At 71.8% G+C, this 15,262-nt stretch carries 16 protein-coding genes and 1 pseudogene; 9 read left to right on the forward strand and 8 right to left on the reverse strand.

Annotated features, from left to right (window positions below; translation table 11 throughout):
• Window positions 1-197 precede the first annotated feature (197 nt).
• Complete coding sequence (locus tag E1281_RS26290; protein WP_131882352.1) at window positions 198-1,835, reverse strand: amidohydrolase; 1,638 nt, start codon at window positions 1,833-1,835, stop codon at window positions 198-200.
• Window positions 1,836-1,959: 124 nt separating this feature from the next.
• Between E1281_RS26290 and E1281_RS26295 the strand changes: the two genes are divergently transcribed.
• A complete protein-coding gene (locus E1281_RS26295) occupies window positions 1,960-2,943 on the forward strand; it encodes an ABC transporter substrate-binding protein (RefSeq protein WP_131882353.1) in 984 nt (327 codons plus the stop codon).
• Window positions 2,944-2,962: 19 nt separating this feature from the next.
• Here the strand turns inward: E1281_RS26295 and E1281_RS26300 are convergent, their stop codons facing one another.
• From E1281_RS26300 to E1281_RS26315, 4 genes are read right to left on the reverse strand one after another with little or no spacing between them, the layout of a single operon-like run.
• A complete protein-coding gene (locus E1281_RS26300; RefSeq protein ID WP_131882354.1) occupies window positions 2,963-3,760 on the reverse strand; it encodes a fumarylacetoacetate hydrolase family protein in 798 nt (265 codons plus the stop codon).
• Entirely contained in the window at window positions 3,757-4,983 is a 1,227-nt protein-coding gene (locus E1281_RS26305; protein ID WP_131882355.1) for a 4-hydroxybenzoate 3-monooxygenase, read from the reverse strand. The genes E1281_RS26300 and E1281_RS26305 overlap by 4 nt, the downstream gene beginning before the upstream one ends.
• A gap of 42 nt (window positions 4,984-5,025) precedes the next feature.
• Entirely contained in the window at window positions 5,026-5,544 is a 519-nt protein-coding gene (locus E1281_RS26310; protein ID WP_131882356.1) for a 3-hydroxybutyryl-CoA dehydratase, read from the reverse strand.
• A gap of 10 nt (window positions 5,545-5,554) precedes the next feature.
• Window positions 5,555-5,971: a RidA family protein gene (locus tag E1281_RS26315; protein WP_131882357.1), complete on the reverse strand. Its 417-nt coding sequence runs from the start codon at window positions 5,969-5,971 to the stop codon at window positions 5,555-5,557.
• A 175-nt stretch (window positions 5,972-6,146) separates the two neighbouring features.
• Between E1281_RS26315 and E1281_RS26320 the strand changes: the two genes are divergently transcribed.
• The 6 genes from E1281_RS26320 to E1281_RS42680 all read left to right on the forward strand — a co-directional run bounded on the left by E1281_RS26320 (window position 6,147) and on the right by E1281_RS42680 (window position 9,715).
• Entirely contained in the window at window positions 6,147-7,208 is a 1,062-nt protein-coding gene (locus tag E1281_RS26320; RefSeq protein WP_131882358.1) for an amidohydrolase family protein, read from the forward strand.
• A 19-nt stretch (window positions 7,209-7,227) separates the two neighbouring features.
• Window positions 7,228-7,485: a tautomerase family protein gene (locus E1281_RS26325; protein WP_131882359.1), complete on the forward strand. Its 258-nt coding sequence runs from the start codon at window positions 7,228-7,230 to the stop codon at window positions 7,483-7,485.
• Window positions 7,486-7,498: 13 nt separating this feature from the next.
• Complete coding sequence (locus E1281_RS26330; RefSeq protein WP_131882360.1) at window positions 7,499-8,935, forward strand: aldehyde dehydrogenase; 1,437 nt, start codon at window positions 7,499-7,501, stop codon at window positions 8,933-8,935.
• A 122-nt stretch (window positions 8,936-9,057) separates the two neighbouring features.
• Entirely contained in the window at window positions 9,058-9,366 is a 309-nt protein-coding gene (locus E1281_RS26335) for an MFS transporter (protein ID WP_207943492.1), read from the forward strand.
• Window positions 9,335-9,487, forward strand: coding sequence for a hypothetical protein (locus E1281_RS41400; RefSeq protein ID WP_207943493.1), 153 nt, complete (start codon window positions 9,335-9,337; stop codon window positions 9,485-9,487). Before E1281_RS26335 ends, E1281_RS41400 begins: the two co-directional genes overlap by 32 nt.
• A gap of 102 nt (window positions 9,488-9,589) precedes the next feature.
• Window positions 9,590-9,715: a hypothetical protein gene (locus E1281_RS42680; RefSeq protein WP_279433654.1), complete on the forward strand. Its 126-nt coding sequence runs from the start codon at window positions 9,590-9,592 to the stop codon at window positions 9,713-9,715.
• Between the two features lie 14 nt (window positions 9,716-9,729).
• On the opposite strand, the gene E1281_RS26340 is transcribed toward E1281_RS42680, so the two are convergent.
• Window positions 9,730-10,071, reverse strand: coding sequence for a HEAT repeat domain-containing protein (locus E1281_RS26340; RefSeq protein ID WP_207943494.1), 342 nt, complete (start codon window positions 10,069-10,071; stop codon window positions 9,730-9,732).
• A 91-nt stretch (window positions 10,072-10,162) separates the two neighbouring features.
• On the opposite strand from E1281_RS26340, the gene E1281_RS26345 reads away from it, so the two are divergent.
• Window positions 10,163-10,447, forward strand: a complete 285-nt coding sequence (locus E1281_RS26345; protein ID WP_131882361.1) for a zinc ribbon domain-containing protein — start codon at window positions 10,163-10,165, stop codon at window positions 10,445-10,447.
• Window positions 10,448-10,497: 50 nt separating this feature from the next.
• Window positions 10,498-11,743 (forward strand): annotated as a pseudogene (gene fmdA, locus E1281_RS26350) (formamidase).
• Between the two features lie 15 nt (window positions 11,744-11,758).
• On the opposite strand, the gene E1281_RS26355 reads toward fmdA, so the two are convergent.
• Both E1281_RS26355 and E1281_RS26360 read right to left on the reverse strand, forming a co-directional pair.
• Complete coding sequence (locus E1281_RS26355; RefSeq protein WP_131882362.1) at window positions 11,759-13,783, reverse strand: CocE/NonD family hydrolase; 2,025 nt, start codon at window positions 13,781-13,783, stop codon at window positions 11,759-11,761.
• 74 nt (window positions 13,784-13,857) lie between these two features.
• Window positions 13,858-15,135, reverse strand: coding sequence for an ATP-grasp domain-containing protein (locus E1281_RS26360; protein WP_243717420.1), 1,278 nt, complete (start codon window positions 15,133-15,135; stop codon window positions 13,858-13,860).
• Between the last annotated feature and the right edge of the window lie 127 nt (window positions 15,136-15,262).

Raw genomic sequence — 15,262 nt, forward strand, 5'->3', positions numbered from 1 at the left:
GATCTCCAAGTTCGTCGCCAAAGGCGCCCGCATCCGCGGCCCCAGCTACAAAGCCACCATCAGCATCGAGATCTGCGCACCCACCGACCCTTGACCACCACACCCATCGCCTAACTACACGGCTTTGCGACTAGCCCCTCGTTGACTTGCGGCGTGTTGTTGCTATCGACGCGCTCATAACAACAACACGCCGCAAGTCAACGCAGGGTGTGGCGGATCTCGCCGTCGACCGCCGTCGCCAGGACCGGGAGGTCGCGCAGCTCGTCCGGGGGGCAGCGGGTGGGGTCGGCGCCGAGGGCGACCCAGTCGGCGCGCATGCCGGGGCGCAGGACGCCGACCGCGTGGTCGTTGAACGCGGCGTACGCGGCGCCGGCGGTGTACATCCGCAGGGCCGCCGCCACGTCGAGCCGCTCGGCCGCGCCGAGGGGCCCGTCGCTCGGCGCGTGGTGGCGGGTCACCGCCTGCCAGATCCCGCGCAGCGGCTGGTACGGCGTGACCGGCGAGTCCGAGCCGCCCGCCAGCCGGACGCCCGCGCGGTGCCAGGAGGCCAGCGGCGTGGCGGCCGCCGCGGTGTCGCGGCCGAGCTGCGCGATGAGGCGGCCGGCGAACTGCTCCTGCATCGTCGGCTGGGTCGCCACCACCACGCCCAGCCGGCGGGCGTCCGCCATGTTGCGCTCGGACGGCGTCAGGTACGCGTGGATCGCCTGGCAGCGCAGCGGCTTCACCGGCGCCACCCGGTCGGCGTGGTCGAGGACGTCGAACAGCAGGTCGAGCGCGCCGCCTCCGACCGCGTGCACTCCGAGCGACCAGCCGCGCTCCACGAGCCCGGCCGCCAGCACGCGCATCGCGCCGGGGTCGAGGAGCAGCTGCCCGTGGTCGGGGTGTCCGTGATCGCCGCACCGGCCGGGCCAGGGCTCGCGGAGGTAGGCCGTTCCGAGCGAGCCTCCGCCGTCCAGGAAGACCTTCACCGGACCGAGGCGCAGCCGGTCGTCGCCGAAGCCGGTGCGCACCCCGAGTCCCGACAGGCGCGCGATCTCGTCGTCGACGGACGCGCCGGCCCCCAGCAGCGGCATCGCGGTCACCCGCAGCGGCAGTTCGCCGTCCGCGTGCATCCCCTGGTAGGTGGCGAGTTCCTCCGGGCGCAGCCCCGGCTCGATCACCGAGGTCAGCCCGGCCGCCAGGCTCTGCTCCGCCGCGGCGGCGATCGCGGCGCGCCGGGCCCGGTCGTCCTGCGGGGGCATGTGGCGCCGGACGAGCTCGATCGCCGGGGGCTCGACCAGGACGCCGGTGAGCCGCCCCTCGGCGTCCCGGCCCAGGCGGCCGCCGGGCGGATCGGGCGTCCCGTCGGTGAGGCCGGACAGCGCCAGCGCGGCCGAGTTGGCCGCGCCCTCGTGGCCGCAGCGCAGGATCAGCACCGGGCGGTCCGGGCACGCGCGGTCCAGCTCGTCGCGGGTCGGCAGGCGCCGCTCGGCGATGTCCTCGATCTCCCACCCGTCCGCGGAGACCACCCACGGCGCCTCGGGGTGGGCGTCGGCCCAGGCGCGCGTCGCCGTGACGATGCCCGCGACGCTGCGCTCCCCCGCCAGGTCGAGCAGGACGTGCGCGAGCCCGGTCCACAGCAGGTGCATGTGCGTGTCGATCAGTCCCGGCAGGACGGTCGCGCCGCCCAGGTCCATGACCGGCGCGTGCTCGCCGAGCGCGGCGCGCGCCCGGTCGAGCGAGCCCGCCGAGACGACGCGCCCGTCGCGGATCCCCAGCGCCTCGGCCCGCGGCCGCTCCGCGTGCATGGTGACGACGCCCGCGGCCCGCACGATGTAACCATCACTATTCCTCATAACGATTGTACTTTATCAACCCCTGCCGACGCCCGTACACCGTTGACCCTTGAACCATATTGATGATAATCGTTCTGCCCATAACGGCGGTGTAGGCCGCGTCCCACTCAGAGGAGTGAAGCCCATGATGAGAACGATCCGACGGCGCGGGCTCCGGGTGGTCATCGCGGCGGTCGCGGCCGGCGTCGCCGCGGGCTGCGGCTCGGGGGGAACCTCGGCGCGGACCGACGCCGAGGGCGTCACCACGGTGAAGGTCGGCCTGATCCCGATCACCGACGTCGCCCCGCTGTACCTCGGCGTCCAGAAGGGCTTCTTCACCGAGCAGAAGCTCAAGGTCGAGCCGCAGCTGGCCGCGGGCGGCGCGGCGATCGTGCCCGCCGTCGTCAGCAACAGCAACCAGTTCGGCTTCTCCAACAACGTGTCGCTCATCGTCGCCAGGAGCAAGGGCGTGCCGCTGCACGCCATCACGCCGGGCGTCGGCATCGCACCGGGCAACAACGAGGCCTGCCAGGTGCTCGTGCCGGAGGACAGCCCCGTCCGAGGCGTCAAGGACCTGTCCGGCAGGACGCTGGCGGTCAACACGCTCAACAACATCGGCGACGTCACGATCCGCGCCGCGCTGGAGAAGAAGGGCGTCGATCCGAGCACCGTGAAGTTCACCGAGATCGGCTTCCCCGACATGGTCACCGCGGTCGAGTCGGGGCGCATCGACGCGGCCTGGGAGTGCGAGCCGTTCGTGACCTCGCTGCTGCGGCGCGGCGCCCGCTCGGTCCTCAACAACTACTCCGAGACCCACCCGAACCTGGCGGTGGCCTCCTACTTCACCTCGACCGCCTACGCCGAGAGCAACCCGGACGTGGTGCGCAGGTTCGACGCGGCGGTGCGCAAGTCGCTCGACTACGCCAACGCCCACCCCGACGAGATCCGCGCGATCCTCCCGTCCTACGCCAAGATCCCCGCGGAGCAGGCGACGAAGATCAACATGATCGCCTGGCCGACGACGTTCCAGCGGGACTCGATCGAGGAGCTGGTGCGGCTGTCCCAGAAGTACAAGCTCATCGAGAAGCCCGTCAGCCTGGACGACCTGATCCAGGAGCCGAAGGGCTGAGCGCGCACGCCGTGATCCGTCAGCGGCCGGTGCCCGTCGCGGGGGCGGTGCCGGTCGCTGACACGGTGCCGGTCGCCGACACGCTGCCGAGGCCGGTGACGTGCACGTCCACGCGGCCCGGCGCGAGGGGGGCCGCGGCCGTGGCGCCCCCGGCGAGAATGACGTGGCCGGCGCGCAGCGGCATGCCCTGGCGGCGGGCGATCTCCAGCAGCGCGGGCAGGGTCCGGTCCGGGTGCCCGAGGATCGCGGACGTGGAACCGGTCTCGACGGTGGCGCCGTCAAGGGTGAGCCGGACGGCGAGGTCGCCGAGGTCGATGCCGAGCGGCCGCCAGGCGCCGACGACGAACGCGGCGGACGAGGCGTTGTCGGCGATCACGTCCGGGAGGCTGAAGCGGAAGTCGCGGTAGCGCGAATCGATGATCTCCAGCGCGGGCGCGACGGCGTCCACGGGCAGCTCGTCGTCGTCCGGGGTGACGTCGCGGGCGATGCGGTAGGCGACCTCCGGCTCGACGCGCGGATGGATGAAGCGGTCCAGCGGGATCTCGCCGCCGCCGGGGACCCGCATGGCGTCGGTGAGCCGGCCGACGATCACTTCGGACACGCCCATCTGCGCCATCTTCGCCTTGCTGGTGAAGCCGAGCTTGAGGCCGGCCGGCCGCTCGCCCCGCCCCAGGCGGCGGGCGATCACCGCGTCCTGGATCGCGTACGCGTCGGCGGGCGTGAGCCCCTCGGGGAGCTGCCCGACCGGGGTCGCCGTGTGCTGCGCGGTGTCCAGGCGGTCCGCGGCACGGCCGATCGTGTCGATGTCGGTACTCATGGGATGGCCTTCGTGTCGGGGAGGGGTGTGCTCCGGTGGATGCGTCCGGCGGGCGGCAGCCCCACGTAGTTCTCGCAGAAGTCCTTCATCGCCGCCTCGGAGGTGCAGACGTGCTGGAGCTCGGCGTGCTGCAGCCGCCATTCCATGGGGCTGGCCGGGTCGTGGTGCAGCAGCGCCGTCATCGAGCGGGAGAACTGCTGGGCGCGCCAGACCCCGCGGAGCGCGTCGTCGGAGTAGGCGTCCAGCGCGGACCGGTCGCCGGACTCGTACCAGGTGCACAGCGCGTCGGCGAGGAGCCGGACGTCCGCCGCGGCGAGGTTGAGGCCCTTCGCGGCGGTCGGCGGGACGATGTGGGCGGCGTCCCCCGCGAGGAAGAGCCGTCCGTACTGCATCGGCTCCACCACGAAACTCCGCATCGCGGTGATGCTCTTCTGCGTGACGGCGCCTTCCGCGAGCGTCCAGCCGTCGTCGGTTCCGAGCCTCAGCCGCAGTTCCGCCCAGATCCGCTCGTCGGACCAGGCGCCCAGGTCCTCGTCCGGCGCGACCTGGAGGTAGAACCGGCTGACGTCGCTCGACCGCATGCTGTGCAGGGCGAACCCGCGCTCGTGGCATGCGTAGACCAGCTCGAACGTGGACGGGGAGACGTCCGCGAGCACGCCGAGCCACGCGAAGGGGTAGTCGTGCCGGTACGCCGTCAGCACGCCGTCCGGGATCGAACTGCGGGACACCCCGTGGAAGCCGTCGCAGCCCGCGATGAAGTCGCAGGCCAGGACCCGCTCGGAGCCGTCCGCCGCCCGGTAGCGCACCGTCGGCCCGTCGGTGTCGACGCCGTCGAGCCGGACATCGCCGACGTCGAACTCCAGCGGGAGTCCCGAGGCGACGCGGGCCGCGATCGCATCGGTGACGATCTCCTGCTGGCTGTACATGACCGCGGTGCAGCCGCCGGTCAGCTCGGCCATGGGTATCTGGAACCGCTTCCGGTCGAAGCGCATCTCGAAGCCGTGGTGGACGGCCGCCTTCCGGCGCATCCGCTCGTCCAGGCCCAGCTCCTCCAGCAACCGCGCGGTGCGGTGTTCCAGCATGCCCGCCCGGATCCGGCCCTCCACGTGGGCCCGGCTCCGGTGTTCCAGGACGACCGCGTCGACTCCGGCGAGTTCCAGCATCCGGCCGAGGAGCAGGCCGGCGGGACCGGCTCCGATGACGGCGACCTGTGTGCGTTCCATGTTGCGCCCTCCCGGGGGCCGGTCACCGATGCGAACGTCGGTTCAGTAGGGCCGCAGCACGTCGCCGCAGCCGTTGCAGGTGCGGGCCTCCACGTCGTCGAAGAAGCGCTGGTACGCCTTGCCGACCGGGTCGGTCGAGTAGTCGTCGACGTGGCACGACTCCTCGTGCAGGAACTCGCCGCAGCTCTGGCAGAACCACTGGAAGCGGTCGAGTTCGCCCGGCCGGCGGAGCCGTTCGATGACGATGATGAAGGCATCCGGGTCGAACCTGGGCGAGTGCGGCAGCCGGGACGGCGTGAAGATCGCCGATCCCTCCGGAACCACGTCGACCAGTTCCGTGCCGTCCGGCTGGAGGCTGTGCAGGCGCAGCTCCCCCCGGATCACGTACATCACCTCGTCGCTCGGGTTGAGGTGGAACTCGCAGCGGTACTCGCGCCCCCGCGCCACGAAGGCGAGGGACTCGCTGTGCTGCCACAGGACCTCGACGCGCCTGCCGCTCTTGCCGAGGCGTTCGGCGATCCCTTCGAGATCCACGACCGGCATGCGGTACGGCTGGGTCATGGTCGCCTCCTCAGCGCGCCTCGACGACGGCGGCGGTGCACTCCACCTCGACCAGCACGCCGGCGCGGTGCGGCGGGGCGTTGACCGTCGTGCGCGCCGGGAAGCTCTCGCAGTCGTCGAAGAACTCCCGGTACGCCTTGTTGAACTCGGGGAACTGGGAGGCGTCGCGCAGGTAGCAGTTGCACTTGAGGATCGAGTCCTTCGTGCCGCCGGCGGCCTCCACGACCGCGACGAGGTTGGTGAGCGTCTGCCGCACCTGCTCGGCGAGGTCGTCGGAGACGATCGTGCGCGTCGCCGGGTCCAGGGGACCCGTTCCCGAGCAGAAGATGAGGTCCCCGTGGACGATCGCCTGCGACAGCGGCGGACCGGTCCCCTCGGAGAAGCCGACCTTGGGGGCGTTGCTTGAACTGATCGAGATCTTCGACATGCCACTCCTCGCTCGGACTCGGCAGCGCGCTCGGCGCGACTCTAACGACCATATTCGTTAGAGTCAATGATCCTTGACCAGACCCTGCTCGGCGACCTGTGGCACCGTCTCCGCGATTGTCAGGCGGACGGCAATCAATCATAATGGTTATTCGAAACAAGGTTCTGAGGAAGGCATGACATCGACTCAACGACCCGCCGCGCCGGGCTCCGCGGGCGGACCGGCGGCGGTGGACGTCCACGCGCACGCGCTGCCGATGCCGCTGCTGCGCCACCTCGCCGGCCGCGGCCACGCGGACCTGTCGCAGGTGGACTCGGGAACGCTGCTGCTGCACCCGGCCGTGTCCGGTATCGCCAAGGGCGCACGGATCCCGCTGCCCGCCGCGCAGTACGACGTCCCGCGCCGCCTGGCCGCCATGGACGCCGCCGGCATCGGCCGGCAACTCGTCTCGGCGCCGCCGTTCGTGTTCGGGTCGACCTCGGACGATCACGAGCTGGTCATGGAGGTCACCCGCCGCTCCAACGACGCGCTCGCCGAGCACGTGGCGGAGGGCGGCACCCGGCTCGCGGCCCTGGGCACGATCCCCGTGGGCCTGCCGGGAGCCGCCGCGGAGGCGGCCCGCTGCCTGGACGATCTCGGGATGGCCGGGCTGACGACCGGCACCTTCGGCGGGGGCCGCGAACTCGACGACCCGGCCAACGAGGACGTGTGGGCCCTGCTGAGCGAACGCGCGGCCTTCTGCCTGGTGCATCCCAGCCGCGCGTCCTCCCCCGCCCGGCTCCGCGACTTCCACCTGGTGCAGTTGCTCGGCTATCCGGCGGAGACGGCGCTGGCGGCCGCCCGCCTGATCTTCGGCGGCGTGCTGGAGCGGCACGACCCGGTGCTGTGCCTGGTCCACGGCGGCGGATGCCTGCCCGGACTGATCCCCAGGCTCGGCATCGGCTGGGAGCGCAAGGAGGAGTCGCGGACGATCCCGCTGCCGCCGCGCGACTACCTGCGCCGGCTGCACTTCGACACCGCGGTCTTCGACGGCACCGCGCTGCGCCGCCTGATCGAGGACGCCGGGCACGACCGGGTCCTTCTCGGCACGGACCTGCCGTTCGACCTCGCGGACGCCGACGCGGTCGCCACCGTCCGGGCGCAGGATCTCGACCCGGCGGCCGAGCGCGCGATCCTCTCGGGGAACGCGATGCGCCTGATCCCCTCCCTGAACACCGCCCCGGGCGCCACCCCCTGAAGGAAACGGAGAATCCGACATGCCTCTCGTCCAGATCAGCCTGGCCGCCGGGAGGCCGCCCGGCCAGATCCGGGACCTGATCGCCGAGGTGCACGACGCCGTCGTGCGCGCCACCGGCACCGACCCGGGGCGCGTACGGGTCATCGTCCAGGAGATCCCCACGACGCACTGGGCCGCCGGCGGCGTCACGCTCGCCGAGCGCGACGCTCCCGCGCCGGCGGCCACGGAAGCTTCCACCACGGCGAACACAGCCGCTCCCGACACGACAGAGGAATGAGGGCCAGCAGCACATGGAGTTCTTCGGGCACGTCATCGACGGCGAGGAAGCCGGGTCGCAGGACGGCGCACGGTTCGACACCGTCGATCCCTGGACCCGGGAGGCGTGGGGGCAGGTGGCGCTCGCCTCACCGGACGACGTCGAGCGGGCGGTCGCGGCCGCCCGGCGGGCGTTCGACGACGGCCCCTGGCCGCGCATGGGCCACGCCGAGCGCGGCGGCCTGCTGCACCGCCTCGCCGACCTGGTCGAGGAGCACAAGCGGGAGCTCGGCCTGGCCGACACCCGCGACATGGGCAAGCCGGTCGCCCAGAGCAGCGGCAACGACGTCGGCCGTTCGGCCGCCAACCTGCGGTTCTTCGCCGACCACGCGAAGATGGCGGCGGCGGACGCGCTGCCGATGGACAGCGGCCACCACGCCTACAGCGTCTACGGCCCGGCCGGGGTGGTCGCGGCCATCGCGCCGTGGAACTTCCCGCTGATGCTGGAGACCTGGAAGGTCGCTCCGGCGCTGGCCTGGGGCAACACCGTCGTGCTCAAGCCCGCCGAGGACAGCCCGGCCTCGGCGACGATGCTCGCGCGGCTCGCGGTCGAGGCGGGGCTGCCGCCCGGCGTCCTCAACGTCGTCCACGGGCACGGCCCGGGGTCGGCCGGGCAGGCGCTGACCGAGAGCGCCGGGATCGACCGGGTCACGTTCACCGGCGCGTCCAGCACCGGACGGTCCATCGCACGGATCGCGGGCGGCAACCTGGTCCCGGTGAGCCTGGAGCTCGGCGGCAAGGGCGCCAACCTCGTGTTCGCCGACGCCGACCTCGACAACGCGGTGGACTGGTCGATCCGGGCCATCTTCACCAACGCCGGCCAGGTGTGCCTTGCCGGGAGCCGTCTCTACGTGCAGCGCGAGGTGTACGACGCGTTCCTCGACCGCTTCGTCGCCGCCGCCGAGGCCATGGTGATCGGCGACCCCTCCGAACCGGGTACCCAGCTCGGCCCGCTGGCCTCGCGGAGCCATTTCGAGAAGGTGCGGGGGTACATCGAGACCATCGAGCCGGAGGGCGGCCGGATCCGCACCGGCGGGCTCGGCTCGGGCTGGGTCGTCCGCCCCACGGTGGTCACGGACATGCCGGCGGACGCGCCCCACTGCCGGGAGGAGATCTTCGGCCCGCTGGTCACCGTGACCCCGTTCGACACCGAGGCCGAAGCGGTCGCCATGGCCAACGACACCCCGTACGGCCTCAACGCCATGCTGTTCACCGAGAACCTGAGCCGGGCGCACCGCGTGTCCGAGCTGCTGCGCGCCGGGACGGTGTGGGTGAACTGCTTCTTCATCCGCGATCTGCGCGCCCCGTTCGGGGGCGTCGGAGCGTCGGGCCTGGGCCGCGAGGGCGGCGAGTTCAGCCGCGACTTCTTCACCGAGCCCAAGGCCGTCGTCATGCAGATCGACCGCGGCTGACCCCGGCACGGCTTGAGCTCAGCGTCTCCCTCGGAGCCAGGGGCGCGTGGCGGGCGCGCGGAACGCACGCCACGCGTCTGGCCGCTGTACGCGGGGGGCTCCTCGGCCCCTACGCCGGGACCATGGTCACCCCGATCCTGCACGAGGTGGCCGGCGGCCTGGACAGCACACCCGAGGCGGCCACCGCCGCGGTGACCGCGTACATGATCCCCTTCGCCGCCCTGATGCCGGTCTCGGGGACCCTGACGGAACGCTGGGGACGGCGCCGCACCCTGCGCCTGTCCCTGGCCGTCTTCATCCTGGCGTCCGGGCTCTGCGCCCTCGCCCCCGCGATCGAGGTCTTCCTCGCGGGACGCGTGCTCCAGGGCGCCACCAACGCGTTCACGACCCCCGCTCCTGGTGGCAGCGATCAGCGACATCACGCCCCGTGAGCGGCTCGGCCGGCCGCTCGGCCTGTTCGCCGCGCCGCAGGCCGCCGGCCAGTCGTTCAGCCCCGTCGTCAGCGGGACCTCGGCGGCCGTGCACTGGCGGCCGGCCTGCGCAGCACCGTGAACGCGCTGGCCGCCGGAAGCGCCCCGTCCAACCGCGCCGGCGCCACCTCACTCGCGCTCTCCTCGCAGTTCTTCGGGGGCGCGCTCGCCCCCGGTGGTGTGCGTGCCGCTGTACGTCGCCCACGGCACCCCGGCCTTCGCCGCCACCGCCGCCGCCCCGGCCCTGGCGCTCCTGCTCCTCCTCAGCGGGCGCCTTCGCACCACGGACCCGCGTCGCGGCCCGGAATGACGGGACAGCCCGGATCAGGCGATCCAGCCGCCGGTGCGGGCCTGTTCCAGCATGTGCTCCGCCTCCCGGGTGTCGAGCATCTCCAGGCCCCGGACCGCCCAGAACCGCAGTGACTCGTCCGGGCTCTCCAGTTGCTCGCCGAACACACCGAGCGCCCGGGCGGACCGGGCCTCGGCGATGAGTTCCAGCAGCCGGCAGCGCAGGTCCGGGTCGTCCCGTTCCGCCGCGAACTCCGCGATCAGCTCGTCGACGTACCCGTCGGCGTGCTCGCGCAGGAAGTCGAACGCGTCCTCCCGGACCTGCGCGTCACCCTCGCGCATGCGCTCCATGGCCTGATCGAAACGGCGCCGCGACATGCCCCGATCCTAGACCGGCCCCCCGACAAGCCGGTTTGCCGGTGCCTCTCGGCGGAATAGTCCGCCCAGAAGCTATCCGGGGGGACTGCTCGTGGCCATCTACCAGTACCGCTGCGCGGAATGCGGGCCTTTCGACGTCGCCCGCCCGATCGGGACGGCCGGGGCCGCGGAGCCCTGTGCCGGATGCGGCGGCGAGGCGTCCCGCGTCTTCACCGCGCCGCACCTCGCCCGCACGTCCCGCCCGCTCGCCCGTGCGCTCCACGCCCAGGAGGCCGGCGCCGAGGAGCCCGCGGTGGTCCGGCGCGTCCCCGGGGCCCGGCGCGGACCCGCGGCACCGCCCGCCGATCCCAGGCACGCGCTGCTGCCCCGTCCGTAGGGCGAGCGTCTCCATCCCGCCTACCCAGACGACACGCTCCGGAGGAAGACATGCCCGACGTCGTGTTCAGCGTCGACCAGGCGAAGTCGATGCGCGACCAGCAGGTTCCCGGCCACAACCGGTGGCATCCGGACATCCCGCCCGCGGTCACAGTACGTCCGGGTACGGACGTCCGCATCGAGTCGCGGGAGTGGATGGACGGCCAGGTCGTCAACGACGACTCGGCCAACGACATCCGCGACCTCAACCTCAACGTCAACCACATGCTGAGCGGCCCCATCGCGGTCGGGCGCCGAACCCGGCGACCTGCTCGTCGTCGACGTCCTCGACATCGGGCCCGTCCCGCAGGAGACCGGGCCCATCGCCGGGCAGGGCTGGGGCTACACCGGCATCTTCGCCAGGAACAACGGCGGCGGTTTCCTCACCGACTGGTTCCCCGACGCGTGCAAGGCCATCTGGGACTTCCACGGCCAGCAGGCCGCGTCCCGCCACATCCCCGGTGTCCGCTTCACCGGCATCACGCACCCCGGCCTGTTCGGCACCGCGCCGTCCGCCGACATGCTGGCGCGCTGGAACGCGCGCGAGCAGGCCCTCATCGACACCGACCCCGACCGGGTGCCGCCACTCGCCATGCCGCCGCAGCCGCAGGACGTGCTCGCGGGCACCCTCACCGGCACCGACCTGGAGCGGGTCGGACGGGAGGGCGCGCGGACCGTCCCGCCCCGGGAGAACGGCGGGAACCAGGACATCAAGAACTTCAGCCGCGGTGCCCGGGTCTTCATGCCCGTCTTCGTCCCGGGGGCGCTGCTGTCCACCGGCGACCTGCACTTCAGCCAGGGCGACGGCGAGATCACGTTCTGCGGCGCGATCGAGATGGGCGGGTTCATCGACGTGCACCTCGACCTGATCAAGGGCGGGATGGAGAAGTACGGGGTGACGACGAATCCCGTCTTCATGCCGGGCAACGTCGAGCCCCGCTACGACGAGTACATCTCGTTCATCGGCATCTCGGTCGACCACACGAGCGACCGCAATTACTACCTCGACGCCACGCTGGCCTACCGGAACGCCTGCCTGAACGGCATCGAGTACCTGAAGAAGTTCGGGTACACGGGCGAGCAGGCCTACCTGCTGCTGTGCGCCGCGCCGATCGAGGGGCGGCTCAGCGGCGTCGTCGACATCCCCAACGCCTGCTGCACCCTGTACCTGCCGACGGGCGTCTTCGACTTCGACGTCCGCCCGACCGCCGAGGGACCGGTGCGCGCCGACCGAGGCCAGTGCGCCACGGCGTCCTAGAGCCGGTCGCCTGGGCTAGAGCTGGTTGCGGGGGATGGTGATCGCCCAGTTGCGGGAGTGGACGCGGCGGTCGCTCTCGTAGGCGTCCAGCTCGGCGTGGATGATGAAGTCCGTCTCCGTGGAGGTGAGCTTGGTGCGGGTGACCGTCGAGACGTCCCACTCGCCGCGCGAGAACGCCATCCTCCATTCGACGTCGCCGAACACGGACGTGAAGTCGTCACCGGTCCACCCGTAGGTCTCGACGGCCCGGCGGGCGATCTCCATGCCGATGTCGTCGATGCGCACGACACCGAGGTCCTTGACCACGTTGAGCGCGGACTCGTAGTTCGCGAGGTTGCGGTTCACCGTCCAGTCCGCCTCCCCGGCCCTGACGAGGGTCGTGGGGACGGGGGGCGTGACCTCGGGCTCGCCGAACGGGCTCACGTCCGGCTCGCCGGGGGCGCCGACCGGGCGGGTCGGCAGTTCGAGGAAGCAGGCCCCGGTGTAGAGCGCCAGGCGGACGGGGCGCGGCGGCGGCCAGGCGAGCGGCCAGTACGACGTGGAGACCGACAGCCGGATGCGGTGCCCCGGCGGGAAGGCGTGCGCCATGCCGTTCAGCGTGACGGCGATGTCGTACCGCTGGCCGGGTTCGAGCGGCCGGGGCATCTCGTGGCCGGTCCGGTGGGTGAGGTTGAGCAGCCCGTAGGTGACGCGGGTGGCGCGGCCGTCCGGCGCCACGTCCGACAGCCGGACGGCCACCATCGCCTGCGGCCCGGTCACCGCCAGCACCAGCCGCACGACCGGGGAGCCGAGGATCTCGCACCGATGGTCGAGGATGTCGCTGTCGAAGACCAGTGAGCCGCCGTCCTCCTCGCGCTGGTCGTAGGGGAGGTCGGGGGGCGCGTTGTAGGAGCACCACTTGCCGGCGAACTGCCCCACCGACAGCGGGGACTCGACGGTCAGCTCCTCTTCCGCCACCTCCTCGTCCTCCGCCGCGATGCGGTTGCGCTCCAGCGGATGCCTGCGGACGGGGATGCGCGGCGACGGCCAGGAGTCCTCGCCCACCCAGCGGCCGGGCCGTTCCTCGTACGCGGTCGAGGGCGGCACGGCCTCCTGCATCCAGATGCGCAGGCTCGGTTCGTCCATCACGCCGTTCTCGACGTCCTTGAGCCAGCGGTCCCACCACCGCACCAGCTCCTGGAGGAAGCCGATCGCCGGGCCCGGCTCGCCGAGGTGGGGGTACTTGTGCGACCAGGGGCCGATGAGCCCCTGCGTGGGGACCTTCAGGTTGGCGAGGACGCGGAACACCGCGTTGGAGTACCCGTCGGCCCAGCCGCTCACCGCGAGCACCGGGCACTGGACGTCGGAGTAGTTCTCGGCGATCGAGCCGTGCCGCCAGTAGGCGTCGCGGTGCTGGTGGCTCAGCCAGTGCTCCAGCCACAGCCCGCTGTTCTCCAGGCGTTCCCGCCACATGTCGCGCCACTGGTCGCCGACGACCGCCGGGTCCGGGGGGCACGAGGTGTAGGCGAACATCGTGGACGCCCAGGACAGGTTGTCGCTCAGCAGGCAACCGCCCATGTAGTGGACGTCGTCGCTGTACCGGTCGTCGGAGAATGCCAGAGCGGCGATCGCGTGCAGGCTCGGCGGACGGCGGGCCGCGACCTGGAGCGCGTTGAACCCGCCCCAGGAGATGCCCATCATGCCCGCGCGCCCGTTCGACCAGGGCTGGTCGGCGAACCAGGCGAGCAGTTCCTCCGCGTCGAGCAGTTCGCGTTCCAGGTACTCGTCGGTGAGGACGCCCTCCGAGTCGCCTGTGCCGCGCAGGTCGACGCGCACGCACGCGTAGCCGTGACCGGCCATGTAGGGGTGGTGCATCGAGTCGCGCACGGCCGTGAGGTCCCGCTTGCGGTACGGGATGAACTCCAGGATCACGGGGACCGGCTCGTCGTCCGAGACGACCGGCCGCCAGATCCGTGCGGAGAGCCGCACCCCGTCCGACATGGGAATCCAGACGTGGTGGTCCTCCCGCACCGCGTAGGGCAGTGCCGTGACCGTGCGCATCCTGCTCCTTCCCCCTGAACCCGTGCTCTGTGCTACTCGTCGCCTGCTCGCCGCCTACACGCGCCTACACGCGCCTACTCGTCGAACTCGAAGGGCAGCAGCGCCAGGCACCGCTCGTACCGCGCCTCCAGTTCCGCCTCGTCCGCGGCGCCCATGAAGACGCGTCCCAGCTCGTAGCTGTAGCTGTCCTGCATGGGCAGGTCGGACAACCGGTCGCCGACCCTGGCGGCGATCTTCACGATCGTGCCCGGCATCTCCCGCTCGACCGCCGCGATCTCCTCCGCCGAGGGGGCGCGCCGGACGACCCCGTCGGTGAACCGGCGGATGAACCACTTGGCGGCCACGGCGTACTCCCCGCCGCCCGGCTCGCGGAGCTCCGGGTCGAGCCCCAGCGCCAGGCGGACCATGGGCTGGTGGTTGGGCACGCCGTCCACGTACTCGAACAGGGGGGCGTGCGACTGCGAGTGCCGGGGGTTGATCTCCAGCAGGTTGATCGCGTTGCTGGCGCGGTCCCAGAAGAACTCGACGTTGAACGTCGTGGAGTCGAGCCCGATGCGCTCGATGACGCGTGCGGTGACGGCGGTCATGCGGTCGATGACGTCGCCGGGCAGCGTGGACGGGTACTGGTAGCGCAGGAAGCTCGACTCGCCGGGATAGTCGATGGAGTCGATGACGCCGTAGACGCGCACCCGGCCGCCGGAGCTGCAGCCCTCGACCGTCACCTGGGCGCCATCGATCGCCTCTTCGGCCATGCACGCCGTGCCGCCGATCTCCGCGATCTCCGGCGGCAGGTCGAGGCGGGCGAGAACGGCCTCGAACGGCTTGCCGAGGTGCTCGATCCCCTCGCGGATCTCGGCGACGGCGCCTTCGTACTCGTCCTGGTCCCGGACCAGGAACGCGAGGGCCGAGGACGTCGACTTCACCGGCTTGAGCCACATCGGGAACCGCAGCCCCGGCGGCGGCCGCACCTCGGGGTCGTCCAGGTCGACCAGCCCGAACGCGGGGTGCTCGTCGATCACCTCGCGCTGCTCAAGGCGGCTCCAGTACTTGTGCTCGCATTTCACGACGGATTCGAGGGTCGGGCTGCGCAGCCCGTACCGCTCGCAGAGGACGGGCACCATCATCGTGACCGGGAAGTCCCAGAACCCGATGATCGCGTCGATCCGTCCGTCGAAGGCGTCCAGCTTCGCCTCGGCCGACGCCACCAGCCGGTCGAAGTCGATGGTGTCGCCGTGTTGCAATTCCTCGATCGACATCAGCGGGTGGAAGCGGTACTCCGCGAGGTGGGGCAGCTCCTGGAGCATCCGGAGGTTCAGTTCGTCCAGACCGAGCACGAACACGTTTTGCGGCACCCGTTCTCCTTCCCAACCGGCGGCTCCCGAAGGCGTACCCCATAGGGCCTCCCTAAACGGGCGCAGGGGTTGCGGGAGCGGCGCCCGCCCGGTTACCGTTCCCTCGATTGATAGGAAAGTTTCCTAT

This window comes from Actinomadura sp. KC345 (genome assembly GCF_004348515.1).
GTDB lineage: Bacteria > Actinomycetota > Actinomycetes > Streptosporangiales > Streptosporangiaceae > Spirillospora.